Below are 18,678 nucleotides of genomic sequence, written 5' to 3' on the forward strand. Positions count from 1 at the left end.
TCGTTGTCAAACTTTAGGTGACTCCGATGTGCCTTTTGATCCCTAGTTTCTTCATTTTCGAACCCAATGTAGTGGCGGGAATTGCCAGCACTTTTGCCGCCCCGTTTTCTCCGCTTATTCTTCCTTCACAGGCTTTCAGTACCGCTATGATATGGTCCCGTTCATTTTCGAAAATGTTTTTAAATGTCGGCTCCGGCGTACTGGGTTCATTCGTGGGCGTACTGTTGGCCGGTAAAGATATTTGGTCGATGATATTACTCCTGGCCAACAAAACGCTTCTTTCGATCACATTTTCCAATTCGCGGATGTTACCGGGCCAGTCGTAATCTGTTAAGGCTTTTAGTACTTTTTCGGATACACCGTCGACGGCCTTCCCGATTTTACGGCTGAAATAGCCGATGAAGTGGTTTACGAGCAGCTCTATATCGTCGCGTCGCTCACGTAGCGACGGCATGACGATGGGAAAAACGTTCAGCCGGTAATAGAGATCGAGCCTGAATTTCCCTTCGGCGATGGCCCTTTCGAGGTTACGGTTGGTTGCAGCGATCACCCTGATATCGATTTTGATCGTTTCCGTCCCACCCAGCCTTTCGATTTCGCGCTGTTGCAGGACGCGCAGCAACTTCATCTGGATTTCGGCAGGCATGTCGCCAATTTCGTCCAGGAATATCGTGCCGCCATTCGCTTGCTCAAACCGCCCGATGCGCTTTGCTGTTGCACCTGTAAAAGCTCCTTTTTCATGGCCAAACAGCTCGGATTCGATCAGGCTGATCGGCAGGGCTGCGCAGTTTACCTTTACAAACGGCTTATTTTTCCTCGACGACAGCGAATGAATATTATCAGCGACCCGCTCCTTTCCCGTGCCGCTTTCGCCCGTTACCAGAACCGAGGTGTCGGTCCCTGCCACCTGGTTGATCAGATTGAATACGTTCAGCAGCAAGTGGCTCTGGCCGATCATGCCTTTGAACGAATTCTCTGCATCCCGGTTCCCCGCGACAATCCCTACGGATTTGCCCAATCGTACCTGAGGAAAAGCCGCCGACGTCCTGCCGGTCATTTCCTTGACGATGTGTTCGAGCGGTGCCTGGATCCGGTCGCAAAGTTCTAGGTCATTCCCACTGAACGCGCCCGGTCGCCGGCTGTACAGGGAAATGAAGAAAAACTGACCGTCCATCGAGATGTCCGGATATGGTATGGTCAGGTTAGATCGCATTCCGAATTTTGCGGCTACCAGTTTTCTGATGGAGTTGCCCGATGCCATTTCCCTAAATCGCTCATCGTTATAAAATTGCGTGCGCGGGTCCACAGGAGTTGCTTTCAATAATGCATCCATCTCATCTTTCCGTATGTTCCACACGGTCTGAATACCCTCCGAATCCATTACCTGATATTCGTCGAAACCGGTCCGCAGAAAATGGAGGGCGTTGAAGGGCAAATGCCGGGTTCCCATAAAACCTACCGCGGCATAGTCAAAAGAAATTAGCTTTTGCAACGCCTTGACAATCCCCAACATCTGCCCTGCCCATTCATTTTCACTTTGGAGGAGCTGCTTTACTTCAAGCTGAAAGTTGGCCTCCTGCCTCAGCTGTGATTCACTGCTGTTTTCATGCAAGTATTCCGCGATTTCAAGCGAAACCAGTAAATCCTTTTCCCGGAACGGCTTCACGATAAAGCCGCTCGGCCTGGTTGCTTTGGCCTGTTTAAGCACTTCCTCGCTGGAATTTGCGGATAGATACAGGAATGGGATATGCTGCTGGTTCAAGACGCCGGCAAGATCAATCCCGGTCTTTTTGCCGGCCAGGAAAATGTCGAGCAAAACGATCCCGGGCGGGTGCTGGCGGATCAGGCTAACGGCCTCTTCAAACGTCCTGGCGATACCGGTTACCTCGTAGCCGGCACGTTTCAGCATAATCCGGAGGTGGTTTGCTTCAACGAACAGGTCCTCAACGATCAGTATCTTTCGTTTCATGCAGCTATGTTTGTAAGGAAGAGAATCAAGCGGTTTTTTGAAGCAAACAGTCATGCAAAACCGTGCCCGCTGCCAGTAGAAACACAAATTATTTCATCTCCTACTGATCCTAAGCCATTTATCACACGCCTATCGTCGCCGGTGTGCTGCCGACATTGCATGCGCTCCCGAAATATCGTCAATAGATTCGTCAATTGACGATATTTCGTCAAAAACACAATTGGTGTCCCGCATCGAAGCGATGCTACTTATTCAGCGCTTCAATTTTTCTTTCCAGAACCTGTTTCGCCGGGCTGGCCCTGGTAAGTTGTAGAGCCAGGCGGTAATGATCTATGGCTTTGCCGACATCCGTCACTTCGTACAGGTAACCTAATAACTTGTGATACTGGTCGTTACCGGTCAGCCCCAGCTTTTCGGTTTCCAGTATGGCTTTCCCGTGCCCGTACACCCGGGCTAGCGCGAAAGCCCTGTTCAATGCAGCAATCGGCGAGTATTCAATGAGAATGAGCTGATTATACAGTTGCAGGATATGCCTCCATCGATCGGGGGAGGCGGGATGCGCATGCCAATAGGCGATCGCCGCTTCGAGGTGATATTTGGATACCTCGTTGCCCTGGCAGGCATTTACAAGGTAGTAGTTCCCCTTTTCGATGAGTTCCTGATTCCACAGGCTTTGGTCCTGCTCTTCAAAAAGGACCATTTCGCCCGTGTCGGCGGCACGCGCTTCGAGCCGTGATCCCTGATAGCACATCAGGGCCAGCAGCGCTTTTGTTTGTGCGTTGTCTGTCAACGGATTGTCCGTCAGCATCAAAGCCAGTTTCATTGCCTCGGCACAAAGTTCATTCCGGATCAACTGGTCATTGGTTTTGGAAAAATAACCTTCATTAAACAACAGGTACAGCGTTTTCAATACCGTGTCCAGCCGCGACTGGATACTGGCCGCGCTCAGTGTCCGGATCTGAAATCGGCTGTCACGAAGCTGGGTTTTAGCCCGGTACAAGCGCTTTTTGATAGTTTCGAGGTTGGTCAGGAAGGCATTGGCAATCTCTTCCACACTAAAACCGCAAAGGATCTGAAGCGCGAGGCAAATCTGGCTCTGCGCTGAATTACCCGGATCGCAGACGGCGAAGATCATCGCCAGCTGACTGTCCCCGATATAGCCGCTCCCGAACCCAAAATCGGATTCCGCCTCTTCCTCGTCGGGTTTAATGTGACCGGCAATACGGGTTTCGAAAAGCGAAATGCGTTTGAGGTGGTCTTTGGCCTTGTTTTTGGCGACAGTATAAAGCCAGGCGGCCGGGTTTTCCGGCACGCCGTGGACGGCCCAGTATTCGGATGCTTTCAGGAACGCATCGCTGATAATGTCTTCCGCAATTTCAATATGCTCCAATCCGAACCGACGGCATAGTACAGCCGTCATCTTCGGGTATTCCTGCCTGAAAAGGTCTCCCAGCAGGCTGTTATTCCTGAATCGCTGTCCGGTCAATGCAACTTATGCTTTATGACTTCCCTAACCTCGATATTTCCCCCAAGTTTGAAGATCGTGTTTTCCTTCGCCATTTCCACCGCTTCATCGATGGTTTCTGCTCTCACAATAATATAGCCTACAATAAATTCTTTGATCTCCGTGTAAGGTCCGTCGGTCACCTCGTTGTCGGGGCGCACAGTTTTAGCACTTTCGGGAAAAGGCGAGAGGGAGTTACCCTGGTCGACCAGCTTGTTTTGTGCCGCAATGCCGGCGAGCCAGTTCAGTCGTTCCTGTATTTGCTCCGGCGTCGGCTTAAAGTCGGCTATATCTTTTATCCTGAAAATCAGCATAAACTCTTTCATATTCTGTCGGTTAAAGGCTTTGAATAATTTCTTCGTAGTCGATCGCGACACCCGGCATGGCTGTGCCTTCAACCCTGTATGTCGAGACATCGGTAATGCCCGCATAGGTACTGAACACGGCCTTTATATGTGATTCTATAAACTCGTAACCTTCCGGCCAGAACGCCAGTTTTCCGCCCGATGCGATGGCCAAATATACCTTCTTGTTCGTCAAGCACCCCGATTTTGAGCCGTCGTCGTTGAATTTATAGGTAAGCCCTACCCGTACCAGCTGATCGAGCCAGCCTTTCAACAGGGCCGACATCCCGAGGTTATACATGGGTGTACTGAGAACGATAATATCGGCCTGGTTTATCTCGTTGAATACCCCATCGGCATAGGCCAGCAGTTGCCGCTCTTCCCCATTTGTCGCGCCGGCCTGTTTGTAGAACTCCCAAATCAGCGTTTCATCCAAAAACGGCGGCGGTGACTGGGTCAGGTCGCGCTCTACGACGGTACTTACTTCGTTCCGGGAAACCAGCTTATTGATAATTGCCGTGCTGAGGCCCCGGCTGTACGACTGCCCGCCCCGCGCACTTGATGTAATGTGTAATGCCCTTTTCATATTGTTATTGATGATTTTGGGCAGATGACGACCGGCGTTCGTCAATGGGGACAGCTCACTGAAAAAAAGAGGGAGGTATCGGCAAAATTTTCATTTAGCCAGGCAATTCCACAAAAAATGTCGTTCCGGCGCCGCTCGCCGATTCAAACCAGATTTTCCCTCCGTGTGCTTCTACGATCTGCTTGCAAATCGAAAGCCCGATCCCGAAGGATTGTTCTCCGGCGGTGCCTACTCTCCGGGCATCGTTGGTAGAATGAAAGATGTGCCCCTGAAGATCTTCGGGAATCCCAATGCCGTGATCCTGCACACTAAGCAGCGCCTGGTTCGAACGCTTTTTCAGGTTCACCTTTATGGCACTTTCCGACGGGGAAAATTTGACCGCATTACTCAGCAAATTGGAAAACACGCGCCAGATTTTTTCCCTGTCAACGGCTACCATCGCTTTTTCGTAATCGTAGTAGATCGTCTGCCGCTTTTCCTTGCCCTTATAACTCAGCATATCAATGCAAGACTGAACTATTTCCGCCAGGTCCTCCTCATTCTTAACGATCTTTTTCCTGTCCGTTTCCGATTGCAATATCTGGCCGATCAGCCCAAACGCCAGCTGGCCGGACTGCTGAATGGCCTCGATGATCATGGCCTGCTCTTCGGACGGAGGCTGGTCCCAGAAAAGCACATCTGAACCCGAGATCATCGCGGCGATCGGGTTCCTCAAATCATGCGCCACGATCCGTAACATATTTTCCTTATCGATTTCGGATTGTTCCAATGCATTGACCGTATCCAGCAGCGCGATATTACTTTGCGTGATCTCTCCATTCAATTTGGTCACGGCACGCAGGTTCATTGCTTTTTTTCGGGCATTTCGCCAGATCAGGTAAACAATCACAGCCATAGCGAGGGAAATCAGTATCGAAAACCGGAGGATCAAATCTTCCCGTGCATCTTTCCCGGCAGCCAGTTCTATTTCATGCTCGCGCTGAACCTGTTGCAGAAGCCGCCCGACATTACTTTTAGTTGCTATATTTCTTTTCAGTTTAGCAATGCGCTCGTTTTCGAGTTCGGCCAGTAACAATTTGCCAGCCTCTTTATAATCCCCGCGGCCATACAAAATAGAGGCTTGCATTCGCTGAAATGAGTTGTATTTGAATGCATTGTTTACAGCACCAGGCAGGCGCCGAAGCGTGTCCAGCTCGGCCTGCGCTTTGTCGTACTGTTGCGTATCAATGTAAATCTGCGTCAATATCTGACGGGATTCCTGCTCTACTTCCACAGACCAATCGATATTCGGGTCGTGTTCGAGGCATTTTTTGATTAATTTTTCGGCGGTCCGGTTATCACCCTTCAAAGCATAAGCTTCCGCCTGGTTTCTTAAAATGACAATCCGGGCAAACCGGATAAAATTTTTCTCACGGGGAAACCGGGCCGCGTTCTGCCTGACGAATTTACTTGCCTGATTAAAGTAATCAAGCGCCATGGCCGGGTCGTTCAGGTGCAGGTAAGCAGTTCCGATATTTCGCATGCTTCCCTGCTTCTCAATAAATTCCAATTGAAAATTATCCGCTTCCCTACACTCCGACAATTCCTTTAATTCCTGCTTCCAGTATTCAATAGCCTGGTAATAGTTTTCTTCCTTAAAAGAAATGGTTGCGATTCTGCTGCTGTAACGCGCACATTCGCAAATTTCACCAATCGACGTCAAAAATGACTTGCCTTTATAATAGTTGCGGTATGCCAGATAATATTCTTTTTGTTTCAATAAATCATCTCCCTTTAAAAGCAACGCTTTCGAATAATCGTTGGGATTTTCCAGACGGACGTGTTCGGGGTCGAACAGATGAAGCAGGCTATCGGTATAGATCAACGCGTTGTGTTCCAGGGTAGAATCGCGGTGGCTTAATACCTTCATGAACTTATAGTAGAGGATACTGTCATGGACGTTTTTATCCTCCTGGGTAGCCATGAACGAATCGAGCCTGGCTATCGCTTTCGGGATACCCATCTCCCGCGAGTGCCTGTCGAGGCTGTCGATCCACACTTTCAGTTGTACATGACGCTCACTTTTTTCCGATTTCCGGCATCCTGCAAGGCATCCGGCCAAAACCAGGAAAATCAGAATAATCCTACATTGAAAGGAAGGCAACAATAGGGAAGATGGATTACTCATCGTTTTCAGATCGATTTACCTCTATAACGATACCAGGAGATACAAAACCATAATGCGTTTTGTACAATTCATCCACGGAGGCCAGTCTTCTGTGGATATATCAAGATTGAAAAGTCAGCAAAAATCTACACAATTCGTACGGAAAAATTGTAGAAAAAATTCAGTCGACGGGAACGAGTCGAACGCGTCGCGGGGTGACAATGGGAGCCGGATGAGCAGGGTGCCATACTGAAAAAGCCGGCAGAGTCCTCCGCGACGGGGACTACTGCCGGCTTTTTATGATAACCAGGATGATGCGTTTAATACTTAGAATCTGAAAGAAAAACTGGCTACAAAGTTTCTGGTAAACTGCGGATTTCCGACCGAGTCCCAATATTCCACATCGGCAATATTGTTAAGTTTCAGCCCGAACTTCCATTTTTCCTTTTGATAAAAAGCGGTAGCATTTATCGTGTGGTAGGCCGGAATTGCGTAGGTATTGCTGGAATTAAAATATGATTCACCTACATAATTGCCGCCGAAACCCAAGCCAATACCCTTAAGAGTCGGGAAGGGCAAACGGTAGCTAAGCCAGTAATTGGCGATATGCTGTGGCGCCTGTGTTTCGAACTTGCCTTCATACACATCGGCTTTCACGAATTTGTTTTCATTGAAGCCATATCCGGCTACGATATTAAGCCCAGCTACCGGATTGGCAGTAAGTTCGACTTCCAAGCCCTTGCTTACCTGCTGGCCATCCTGAAAACTATATTGCGCATCGTCGGTACGCAATGCATTATCAATACCAATATAATAATAGCTTACGCTTCCACCCAGTTTATTTCCTGGCAATTCGGCTTTTATGCCTCCTTCCAATTGATTGGCAAATACCGGTTTAGGTTTAAACAAGCTGCCGTTGGGTTGTTCAACTGGCCCCTGGTTCCGAAAGCCATTCATAAAATTACCGAACAGGGATACCTGGTCTTTTACCACCTGATATACAACGCCCAACTTTGGAGAAAGCGACGGTTGAACAAAACCGCCTTCATAAGTTTGTTCGAACCTGTCATAGCGCAAGCTCAGCATCGTCGATAAACGATCCGTCCAATTGATAACGTCAGAAACATATACGCCGAAAGCATTTCCTCCGTAAGCGTCGTGCGAGGCAACGGTTGAAGGATTGGCTAAAATGCTGTTCACCCTGCTCAGGCTCACTTTTTGGAAGGGGTCGTTGATATTGATTTTATCAAGCGGTAATGCCCGGTAAGTCAGTGTTTCGTCATTGTACTCGTAACTGGCCCCAATCAACAGGTTATGGTGAAACCTGCCCGTATTGAAACTTCCGTTGAAATTCTGCTGGACATTGGCGTAAGTCCTTTCCCTTGGGCCGAAAAGCCTGATACTCGTTACAGCCGTATCGGCGCTGATCCAGTTAACATAAGGCTGAAAGCTGTTATTCAGAAATTCGTTCACGTAAGAAACACCCGTTGTGGAAGTCCAGTTTTTACCTATCTGATACTTGGCCTGTCCAAAATATTTGGTCGCTTGCGCATCGCTGAGCAAATCATTTTCGAAGAACGATTTTTTGAAACCCAGCCGAATATCCTTCGTGGATTTGAATGGCACCTGATCAGCAAAAAGAATCGTGTAGGACAGGCGCGTGGCATTACTCTTGAAATACTCAAAATCAAAAAGAAACGAAAGGCGTTCGCTGGCCTGGTAATAAAGGCTCGGGGTAATGACATACCTTCTGTTTTTACCATATTCATTCGAACTGTTCTGCTGGTGGTTCACAGCGTTGAACCGCAACAGCACCGTCTTCTCCTTATTCAGCGGTGTATTGAGATCGACAGTACCCCTGCTCAGGTTAAAACTGCCCATACTGTAAGATACTTCGCCCCCGAAACCGGCATATGGCTTCTTGGTAACCAGGTTCATCGCTCCGCCGAAAGTGGATACCTGCGAACCGAAAAGCGTACCGGACGGGCCCTTGATCAATTCGACCCGTTCGAGATTCGCGATTTCGGTTCCCGTCCTGTAAACCGACGTCGCCATCCCGTTCCGGGCATAATCGAAGTTCGTGAATCCCCTGAACACGACGGCAAAACTGCCGGTCACGTATTCGGTAGGAGCAACACCGGCTGCAGCGCGAAAGACGTCCTTAATGTCGGTCATCTGCTGTTCCTTAATCAGGTCCTTCCCCACCACGTTGTACACCTGCGGGTTTTCCAGGTTCTTCAAAGGCATCCGCGCCACATATTCGGTTTCCTTGTTCATAAGCCGGCTATCGTCCCGAACAACCACCTCCTGCAATTGCCGGTTATCTTCGGCAAGCGTAAAATCCACCGAACTGGTTTCCCCGGCGGTGACGGTTACAGTACTTTTCTGTGCGATAAGCCCTGTAAAACTCGCTGTGATCGTGTAGGTTCCGGCAGAAACTTTGTGGATCACATACTGCCCCTCCTCATTCACGACGGCTCCCCTGGCCGTTTTTTCCAGCACAATATTCACAAATTCGGCAGGCTTACCGTCCGAAGTAGTCACCGTGCCCCTGATCGTCCCGGTTTGCGCATAGGCCTCTACCGAAAGCAACAAAAATAGCAATAGAAATCTCGACATTTGCTTATATTTAATTTGGACTTATTATAAATAATAGCAAATATAGAGAAACTTCCGGTTCGATTGCAAGCCGGAAGAAATCGGGAGTGTCGGTCTACACCTGTGAATAGGCTGTTGGGGCCAAAAAAGTGTTACTGATTTTCGAAATAGTGTTGGCGTATTGGGGATCCCCTACCAATTTCTTCCATGCCGCGTCGGCTACGAAGGCAGACCACCCTTTGTCGCGCTCTTCCATGCTGTTGCATGTGAGCATATAGGTGAGCCGGGGCATCCTGTCGCCGGCAATTACTTCCCCAAAGAATACAGGATTCAATTTCGCCCTGGTAAATATGGGAAACTCTCCGTCATGGAACATCTTGATTTTTCTTCTCAGAGCGTCTTCATTGGCCGCCTCATACGTCCGTAATTCAAATACCCGGGATGCGCCCGATGGTAACGTCAAAGCGGGCCAACCTTCGAAAGCGGTCATCAAAGAGGAGGTAAAACGGTCGTAAAGCGGTTTATCGGCAGGTAGGCTGTTATATGCTGAGCTATTTTTGATGTAATCTGCGTCCGATTTTAATTTTGTGTTGATAGAAATATAGCTTTCAAAAGAAGCATAGGGCGTCAATAAATAAAATTTAGCCGGGTCCGACGGCCGCCACTCTTTAAAGACGCCCACCGTTTTAACGCCAAGCTTATTTAATGCAGGAATAAGCGCCGTTTTGAAATAGTTTTCAAGCTGGCCCTGGTCGGCACCGAAACGCATTTCGTATTCACGCCATTCATACACTTCTTTTTGTGCCTGATATTTTTCATGGGCTAATGCGGGGTTGACGGCGACGGTCGTTGCCGCAAGTGAAGATTGGATAAATTTCCTTCGTTGCATGTGAAATTGGTTTAGAGTTTAGAGTTTATGAGCGGTCTGAGCTAAGCACTTATGAGGTCATATAACCGAATTTTCGTTTAATATAACTGATACCAACCTGTGCTGGTCCTGCGAATCGGCTATGGTTACAGCCTGTTGGGAGAATGCCTGCCCAGAGCGCTAATTACAAGCAACATGGCTATTACCATCCTTCGAACGCGATCCAGCGAGTTGTAATTTTGAGAGTAGTATACCATGGGTTAAACGAGCAAAATATTTGTTTAAGTGAACCTGATACCGGCTTGCCTATCAACTTGCCGACGTTTTAACCGGGTGGCTACATGGCCGGACTACGCCTAATCTTACAAGCTGGTACCTCCCGTCGGATCAGAACACCGTTTCTTTGGTCAGAATTCAGAAAAGATCATGAGAGAAATACTGACCAAAATAGTTCAACGAAGCGAACTGCACAAAAAATGGCTTAACACGCTTTCTTTTTTGGAAAATGCCGGTGCGCGCAAAATCTCGGCCTGCGAAGAGCCGGAACTGGTTGACATCACACAGCTCAAACATGCGGCCGAGGAGCATCGGCATGCCTATTACCTTAAAAAGCAGATTCAGAAGCTCGACGGGCCGGCCCCCCGGCATTACGGGCTTTCCGAATTGCTGGCGCCTATTCATACCCGGCAGTATCTCCACAAACTCGACATCCAATGCGCACGTTACCTTAAGGCCCAATTTGGTTTCGAGGGGCGCAAGTTAAAGTATGCAGCCTATTTGTACGTCACTTACCTCATCGAGGTGCGGGCGGATGAGCTGTACCCAGCCTACCAGGACGTGCTGACCGGCCAACAATCCAAAGTAACCGTCAAGTCCATCATACTGGAAGAAGAAGGTCACTTGAAAGAGATGACTTCCATGCTGGAAATCCTCCATCCGGACTGGCAAATGCACGCATCCCATCTTCAGAGGATAGAAGAGACACTATTTAACAATTGGTTTGAGGAAATAGCGAAAAACGTTCTTAGGAGTGAACCACTTAGAGCTGAACTGGCATAACGCCCTTTCAACACGGAAGGAAAACGGTCATTTGCGCCGATTAAGGCCACCGAACGAAGGTTGTGATTTTTATTCCAATGATTACCTGGGATTGTCCGCGGATGCCGCGTTTCAACAGACTATTTACGAAGCGATCGGCCGCGATACGAGGCTCCTAACCGGGTCAACGGGCTCACGATTGATCAGCGGCAATTCGGATGCAGCGACCGGGGCTGAAAAACGGATAGCGACGGCACATCAGGTCGAAGACGCATTGCTATTTCCATCGGGGTACAAGGCCAATCTTGCATTGTTTTCCTGCATTGCGGGCAGGCACGATACCATTATTGTGGATGAGCTCATTCATCGTTCGGTTCACGATGGCTGCCTGATGTCGACGGCCCGAAAATGGAAGTTCCGACATAATGATTTGACCCACCTGGAAGCCCTGTTGAAAAAAGCCAGCGGGAATGTGGTCATCGCGGTAGAAAGCCTTTATTCCATGGAAGGCGATTTCGCTCCGCTGGGCGCAATTGTAGCGCTGGCGAAAAAGTATCAGGCGGGCATCGTTGTCGATGAGGCCCATGCCATCGGTGTTTTCGGCAAGGGCCTGGTACATCGTGCCGGGCTGCAACAGGAAATGCTTGCAACGGTGGTGACCTACGGAAAAGCAATGGGCGTGCAGGGAGCCGCAGTGCTGGGGACCCATTTGCTGAAAGAATACCTGGTGAACTTTGCGGCGCCATTCATCTACTCTACCGGAATGCCCGGCGTGCAGATCGTAAGCATCACGGCCGCATACGACCACCTGGAAAGGCATCCAACATTAGCGATCACACTGCAAGACCGGATCCGGCATTTCAGAAAGTATCAATTATCCAATACCTCCCAGGAATCGAGCCCGATCCAGTCCGTCCAATTTCAACACGACCGCGAGTTGCGGGCAGTAACACAGGCTTTGGCCGAGGCAGGCATTGGCGCGTATGCACTTTTCCCGCCCACAGTCGGGCAGGCTCGTTTGCGGGTGAGTATTCACGCTTTCAACTCCCATGATGAAATAGACCAACTGTGCGGAATCATCCAACAATATGAATACAGGAAATAGGTTCTTTATCACCGGCATCGGAACCGGCGTTGGGAAAACGGTGGTTTCGGCTGTGCTCGCACAACATTTTCAGGCCGGTTACTGGAAACCCATTCAATCGGGAGACCTTGCGCAATCCGACAGCATTGAAGTCGGGGGCCTGATCAATCCCTATTTGAAGATCTACCCGGAGCGGTTTCGTTTGCAGCTTGCCGTCTCGCCGCACCAGGCAGCGGAGGCAGAGGACGTTCGCATCGAATTGTCTGATTTCCAGTTACCCGGCACCGACGGCCCGCTTATCGTAGAAGGTGCCGGCGGTCTGTTCGTTCCGATCAACGACCAGCATTTTGTGATCGAACTGATAGAGCAACTGCAACTACCTGCGGTTTTGGTCGTGCGTGATTACTTAGGCTGTATCAACCATACTCTGCTGTCGGTACAAGCATTAAAAGCGGCCAACATTCCCGTTGCGTTTGTCGTTTTTAACGGCACTTTCAACCCGGCCACCCGGGCTGTTCTGATCAGGCACCGCCCCGCCGAGGCGACGATCATCGAATTGCCTGAATTTGAGTATTTAAACAGAAGTGAAATTTACAAAGCAGCCATTGCTTTAAAGAAATACCCTCATTATGACCCAACAAGAACTAATCAGGCGGGACCGGCAAGTTAACTGGCACCCCTACACCCAGATGAAATCGGGAACGCTGCTGCCGATCGTCAAAGGGGAAGGAACCTACCTCTTCGATGCCGACGGCACGCGATATATCGATGCCATTTCTTCCTGGTGGGTCACCTTGCACGGCCATGCACACCCCTATATTGCCCGGAAAGTAGCTGAGCAGCTGTCGACGCTGGAACAGGTAATTTTTGCGGGATTCACCCACCCTCCCGCCATTGAACTGTCCGAGAGGCTGTTAGCATTGTTACCCGATAACCAGCAGAAGGTTTTCTACACCGACAATGGATCGACAGCCGTAGAGGTTGCCCTGAAAATGTGCATCCAGTACCACCATAACCAGGGTGTTGGGAAGACCAAAATTCTCGCCTTTCATCACGGATACCATGGGGATACTTTCGGGGCAATGTCCGTCAGCGGCCGGAGCGCCTGGACGGCACCTTTTATGGACTTTATGTTCGAAGTTGTGTTTATCGACGTCCCGACGAAGGACAATCTTCCTGAATTAAAAAAGGCGATCGATCAACATTCCGCCGAGCTGGCGTGCTTTGTATACGAACCGCTGGTACAAGGCGCGGCGGGCATGCGGATGCATGGCGCGGAGGAATTATCGGAATTACTCGCATACTGCAGGGCAAAGGAAGTTTTATTGGTGCAGGATGAGATTTTTGTAGGTTTCGGACGCACGGGAAAGCTTTTTGCAGCCAATCACCTGAGGGTTGCCGCAGACGTGATGTGTTTCTCCAAGGGCCTGACCGGCGGCACAATGCCCCTTGGTTTAACGACCTGTTCCCAAAAAATATACGATGCATTTTATTCCGACGAGAGGTCGAAATCGCTCTTTCACGGCCATTCGTTTACGGCCAATCCGATAGCGTGCAGCGCCGCGCTGGCAAGTCTGGACCTGCTGCTCAGCGACTCCACCCAAAGGAATATTCAACGCATTTGCTTACAGCACCAGGCGTTTATCCAGAAAACAGATGCTTATGCCAACCGTCTGACGGCAAGACAATGCGGCACCATACTGGCTATCGAATGGAAAACAGAAGAGGCCACCTCCTATTTTAATTCCATTCAGGCATTCCTCAGCAATTTCTTCCTGGACCATCACATATTGGTGAGGCCTCTCGGCAACGTCCTGTACTTCGTGCCGCCCTATTGCATTTCGGAAGAAGATTTAGATTACATATATGACCGTGTTTTTGATGCGCTGAACATGACGAATGCATAGATTAAAACGGCGAGCTACTTCTTGATGATCTTCCAGGAGTTTTCCTGTTTGCCGCGGTTCAGTTTTAAAATATAAAGACCCGACGGCAACATCCGGGTATCGATCTCGTAGGAGGCGCCGGGCGAAGGAACACCGATCCCTTTTTGAAAGAGTTTTCCGTCGGCACCGTAAATGTGCCACTGGAAAGCATCCCGCCAATAGGACTTGCCACGCAGCATAAGCCGCTCGGTCGCCGGATTGGGATAAGCCGTAATTCCATTTCCCGAAAACGGATCGACACCGACCAACAGGCTGACGGTCACCGTACGGTTTCCGGCAACCAGCCCGTAACCGCAAACATTCCGCACCGAGTCAAGTGAAAAAACCGTCGTTTGACGCACAGTGAGCACCTTGCCTGCTGTCGGTTCACTGGTCGTTCCGGACAATATGTCGGCCCCGTAGCGGAGGTAGTAATAGGCGGGCAATGTCCCCTTCAGAAACAGCTTCAATTCCACGTCCTCCCCTTCAAAAACAGCCGCCTTACTCAGCGTGAAGTTCCCTTCCGCACGGCTGCGCATCGGATTGATTGGAGGTAAAATCGACATCAGGATTGACTGCCACAACCCGGATCCGGTAATCATTTCCTTCGGCGAGCGCGGCAGGCAGGCGCATTCGAACCGGACTGCCCGCACTATTGCCAAGCAATGCGGCAGAGCCAAACCCTCCATTAGCATCGGAAAGCTGGGCTGCGTAGGTCCGTTCGCGATCGGGTCCTGTCACGGTAAAGCTCACGGCAACAGAGTCTCCGTCACAGAGCGCCGTTTTAAATGGTGCCAAGGTCAGTTGCGAAACATCGGATACGGTCAGGAATGGCTCTTTGACCGCCACTTCCACCGCGCCGCTCACATCCCCTGCCCCGCACCCATTGCTCACCGAGCGCAGCATGTACGGCCCGGTACTGCCCGCCTTCACCCGAATGGACGTGTCGGCCGCGGCAGCGGTACCTTCCGTTCCGTCGGACGCCACATAATGCCAGGGCCCCGGTCCCGCAAACTTCACGGACAAGGTAACGAACTCGCCCTTCCAGACCGTGACCGCCGGGGCAGGCAGGATTGCCGCCGTCGGCAATGCCTTCACAAACGTCTCCGGCCCTTCGAGGTCATCCATAAATGCATTTTTAGTGGCTATTCTCACCTTGTATTTTCCCTCAGCCAACCCCCTGGGCAGCCGTCCCAAAATGGGCGACCGCGTCCCTTCACCGAACGGCACATCACCGGTAGCGGTTACCAGCCTGGCTTCGTATAAAACGGGAAACCCTGATTCGTTGCCAACCGCCTCAAATTCCACACTGACCGTATCCCCGGCACACGTCTGCTGGCTCAACGCCACGGTTCCCAGCTTGAATTGTTTGGAAGCCGGCGGCGGTGCCAGGCCTAGCGGCATGCTGATCAGCTGTGCGTCGAATGTAAATGGGTCTGTGGCAGGATTGACAGAAGTCAACGACATCGGATAGATGTAATAGCTCACCAGAATGTAGTTGATCCCGTAAACAAAGCCGCGGTTGCTTAATGTGTAGGTGACTTCCTCCCGACCATTCCCAAGATCCTTTGTGCTGGACGCGGTGATCTCTATGGGCTGTCCGTTCACGAGCAGAAGGTGCTCTTTTGTGTAAAAGCTTTTCCGGTTGGAAAGGTTCTTATCCCGCAGCAGTGTGAGTTTGAAGCCGGCGTAGGTCTGGGCTGAGCCGTTCAAAACGAAACTTCGTCTAAACCATAGCCTTTCCGCAGGAACCATTACCTTTTCAATCAAATAGGTGGCCATCGGGTATCCTTCATCACCATGCCCGAAACCTGCAATGCTCTTAACCGGCATTTCAAACGGAGGGCCTGTGAAACTCCACGGGGCAATGCATTGCTTTTCAAGTTTAATATCCTTGCTCATAATACCAGCCATCAGCGGGAGGAGCCATTGCGACCGAAACTTAATCAGCGTATCGCCCGTACTGACCGGTTTGGGATTGGTAACATTCACAATAAAGGTATCGGCCAGGTAACCCTTATCGTCTTTGACGTAGAATGTGCTCGAACTACCCGGTCCGATGCTCAGGTCGCGTACACCTGATGCCAATAGCACCCCTGGCTGCTGAGCAGTGTACCAATTGTACTTGCCGATCCAGGAGGCAGTCAGTTTGACTGCGTCTCCACCGTTCTGAATCGTCATGGTCTTTTTCTTGCTTACATCCTTCATCACCACGAACGAATCCGCAACGACAAATCTTGGAGACACATCCGACTCCTTGATAAATTTCACATCCAGCCGGTTCTCCTGAAACACCAGTTCCACCGATCCGCCTTCCTTGTGATAAAAGTCTGTGGTATTATCGCCCGTCAGATTGTCCAGCGGGGGCACCGAGGTGCTCGGGTGCTTTATACTCGAAGAGCCCGGGGTATACCCTCCGTCGCTTAGACTGGTTGTGTACCAACCACGACCCGCCGACCCGGACAGGATATAGGTATAAGCTGTTTCGCTGTTAGTCTTGGCATATGGCAGCGTATTGGGGTATCTTCCCAGGTTACCATTTCCGGCTTGCCCGCCGGTTTGTGTATAATCGCTAGTCCGCGCCTGTGTGCCTTTTTTGCGGATCATCCCCGCACGCTCATATGCATGCGAGTGCGATACAACCAGCGCATCGACATGGTACTCAGGCTTTTCCAGAATCGGCAGCAGCTTCTCCTGCACCCGCAACAAATCTTTCTCGGTTGGAAAATGGCCTATCGTCGAGAAGGGCGGCAGGTGAAAGGTTACCACCGTCCACTTTTGCTTATTCTTGGTCAAATCTTTGACCAGCCATTTAACCTGCGGCAAGGAATCGATGGGCGAATTGGTGGAATCGTCCATCGCAATCGAGTTTTTACTGAACAGGTCATAGTAACCTGCGGTGGAAGATTCCCGTTCCCAGTTTTCGTTCACATTCTGAGATTCGACCATCGGTGGGTTCAAAACGACAAAATGGACATTACTCTGGTTAAAAGAATAATACCCCTTTTTATTATATGTAGGTTCTCCCCCGATCTGCGCGCTATCCGGGTAAGCAAAAGCTGAAAAGCTCGCGGCTGTCTGGTTTTGATAACCCTTTTTGAGCTTGATCGTCTTTCCGCTTTTGGTTTTGTAGGCCAAATCCGGATCATAATCGTGGTTTCCGATGACCGTCCAGGAGGGTATGCGCGAGAGCAGCTGCTTGTCGGAAGGGTTGTTGTAAAATTTGAACAGCGTCAGGTCCAATGCGGTCTGAAGACCCTCATAAGGGAATGTATTGGAATTGTCACCCAGGAAAAGCATACCGTCGACCTTCGGGTTGTTTTTAGAGGCCAAATAGGCCAGGTAGGCATCCCGCACGTTGTAGGGCCGCGGATTGGTGCTTTGCCCTGCTCCGGAGTCACCCAGCAACCAGAAGCGCAGCGATTTGGTAGTATCGGCCGGGTCATGCAGCGTTCGGAAGTAATTCACCGATGGGTTGTATTGCAGCTGCACGTAGTCGTAACCGCTGTAATAGCCTACGCTATAATAATATTGGGTATCGGGAGCCAGGTTTTTAAGCGTAACGGTGTGCAAGGTATCACTGACTGACGACCTGACCTCCTGGTATATTTCCAGATCGGGATTGGTACTATACCGGACGCTCGCATTGGTCTTTACATTGGTGTACCAGTAAACCGTCATCTGATTGTGCGAAGCCAGTTGCAGGTACGGATGGCGGAACAACGACGGCGGTGCCCCTGCCGGCTGCCCATCCAGTTGCAAGTCGAAGTAAATATCGGAGCTGGTTTGGCCTGTCTGGTGCAATTCAACCGCTATGATATTGGTCCCGTTTTGAATCCGGTTTACCGATAACACAGTATCGATCGTCAGCAGCGGGGTACCTACGGGCGTACCGGCGTAGCCTCCCTGGGAGGGTGTCATATTCTTTCGGGCAACCTCCACCCCTCCGATATAGATGACAATGCCGTCGTCGAGCGTAGCGCGCAACCGTAAACTAGCATACGTCGAGGTATTACTGACCTGAAAGCTTTTTCGAAAATAAAACACCGGGTGGTTCGGCGTCGTATTGTTGGGCCCACGCTGAAGTGTGGTGGCATAGGTATAGCCTGCATTGCTTCCGAACCCGAATGGCGCATTTCCGCTTTGCCAGCTGGCGTCATTATACCCGGCAGTGGCCCAGGTGCCGCCATTTTGCACTACTCCATCTTGCAGGTATTTCCAATTGGACTGGTAAGGTACGATAGTTTGTGCCAAAACCTCCGCGGCACCGAACAGTAGTAACCAGACCAGGAGCGCGCCGGCGGCAGCATGCCCCGGGGCTCCCTGATGAGCGGGTTTCGTTTCCATAACATACTGAATTTGAGGGTGATCTTCGCTTTAATTTACAGATTTATTTATAGAAAAACTATAAATAAAATAAGAAGTAAAACAGATCGAAATCTGGCTGCTTTACGAGCGCCGAAACGACGACTACGTGCCGGGTTACAGCCGGACATTACAAACTAATTCTACCGATAACTCAATACTTTATTAGAAAAAAGTGCTGCCAAAAGTAAAAATAGCTACATACTCCTTTGTCCTAAGATCATCGGCCAATACCGGTTGCATTCGATTGC

The 18,678-nt window shown here is 50.2% G+C and carries 13 protein-coding genes; 4 read left to right on the forward strand and 9 right to left on the reverse strand.

Features of this window, described 5'->3' with window-relative positions:
* Positions 1-13 precede the first annotated feature (13 nt).
* From IEY24_RS10500 to IEY24_RS10530, 7 genes are all read right to left on the reverse strand, one after another.
* The gene (locus IEY24_RS10500; protein ID WP_188931408.1) at positions 14-1,969 is read right to left on the reverse strand and encodes a sigma 54-interacting transcriptional regulator; all 1,956 of its coding nucleotides are present in this window, start codon (positions 1,967-1,969) and stop codon (positions 14-16) included.
* A 244-nt stretch (positions 1,970-2,213) separates the two neighbouring features.
* Positions 2,214-3,455, reverse strand: coding sequence for an RNA polymerase sigma factor (locus tag IEY24_RS10505; RefSeq protein ID WP_188931409.1), 1,242 nt, complete (start codon positions 3,453-3,455; stop codon positions 2,214-2,216).
* Complete coding sequence (locus IEY24_RS10510) at positions 3,452-3,799, reverse strand: YciI family protein (RefSeq protein WP_188931410.1); 348 nt, start codon at positions 3,797-3,799, stop codon at positions 3,452-3,454. The genes IEY24_RS10505 and IEY24_RS10510 overlap by 4 nt, the downstream gene beginning before the upstream one ends.
* A gap of 10 nt (positions 3,800-3,809) precedes the next feature.
* The gene (locus IEY24_RS10515; protein WP_188931411.1) at positions 3,810-4,403 is read right to left on the reverse strand and encodes an FMN-dependent NADH-azoreductase; all 594 of its coding nucleotides are present in this window, start codon (positions 4,401-4,403) and stop codon (positions 3,810-3,812) included.
* A gap of 94 nt (positions 4,404-4,497) precedes the next feature.
* A complete protein-coding gene (locus IEY24_RS10520) occupies positions 4,498-6,570 on the reverse strand; it encodes a sensor histidine kinase (protein WP_188931413.1) in 2,073 nt (690 codons plus the stop codon).
* Between the two features lie 306 nt (positions 6,571-6,876).
* Complete coding sequence (locus IEY24_RS10525) at positions 6,877-9,168, reverse strand: TonB-dependent receptor (RefSeq protein WP_188931415.1); 2,292 nt, start codon at positions 9,166-9,168, stop codon at positions 6,877-6,879.
* Positions 9,169-9,262: 94 nt separating this feature from the next.
* Positions 9,263-10,036 (reverse strand): NIPSNAP family protein, encoded by a 774-nt coding sequence (locus tag IEY24_RS10530; protein ID WP_188931417.1) that lies wholly within the window; start codon positions 10,034-10,036, stop codon positions 9,263-9,265.
* A 405-nt stretch (positions 10,037-10,441) separates the two neighbouring features.
* Here IEY24_RS10530 and IEY24_RS10535 point away from each other — a divergent pair, with 405 nt between their 5' ends.
* Genes IEY24_RS10535 through bioA form a run of 4 tightly spaced genes read left to right on the forward strand, consistent with a single transcriptional unit; the run spans position 10,442 to position 14,044 of the window.
* Positions 10,442-11,074, forward strand: coding sequence for a hypothetical protein (locus IEY24_RS10535; protein WP_188931419.1), 633 nt, complete (start codon positions 10,442-10,444; stop codon positions 11,072-11,074).
* Positions 11,046-12,158, forward strand: coding sequence for an aminotransferase class I/II-fold pyridoxal phosphate-dependent enzyme (locus tag IEY24_RS10540; protein WP_188931427.1), 1,113 nt, complete (start codon positions 11,046-11,048; stop codon positions 12,156-12,158). The genes IEY24_RS10535 and IEY24_RS10540 overlap by 29 nt, the downstream gene beginning before the upstream one ends.
* The gene (gene bioD / locus IEY24_RS10545; RefSeq protein ID WP_188931432.1) at positions 12,142-12,807 is read left to right on the forward strand and encodes a dethiobiotin synthase; all 666 of its coding nucleotides are present in this window, start codon (positions 12,142-12,144) and stop codon (positions 12,805-12,807) included. Before IEY24_RS10540 ends, bioD begins: the two co-directional genes overlap by 17 nt.
* On the forward strand, positions 12,767-14,044 hold the full coding sequence (gene bioA / locus IEY24_RS10550; protein ID WP_188931434.1) for an adenosylmethionine--8-amino-7-oxononanoate transaminase: 1,278 nt from the start codon (positions 12,767-12,769) through the stop codon (positions 14,042-14,044). Before bioD ends, bioA begins: the two co-directional genes overlap by 41 nt.
* Positions 14,045-14,058: 14 nt before the next feature.
* Here bioA and IEY24_RS10555 read toward each other — a convergent pair whose 3' ends face one another.
* Complete coding sequence (locus tag IEY24_RS10555; RefSeq protein WP_188931435.1) at positions 14,059-14,601, reverse strand: T9SS type A sorting domain-containing protein; 543 nt, start codon at positions 14,599-14,601, stop codon at positions 14,059-14,061.
* A complete protein-coding gene (locus IEY24_RS10560) occupies positions 14,564-18,409 on the reverse strand; it encodes a purple acid phosphatase family protein (RefSeq protein WP_188931436.1) in 3,846 nt (1,281 codons plus the stop codon). Before IEY24_RS10560 ends, IEY24_RS10555 begins: the two co-directional genes overlap by 38 nt.
* Positions 18,410-18,678: the final 269 nt, after the last annotated feature.

It is taken from the genome of Dyadobacter endophyticus (genome assembly GCF_014641595.1).
In the GTDB taxonomy this organism is placed as follows: Bacteria; Bacteroidota; Bacteroidia; order Cytophagales; family Spirosomataceae; genus Dyadobacter; species Dyadobacter endophyticus.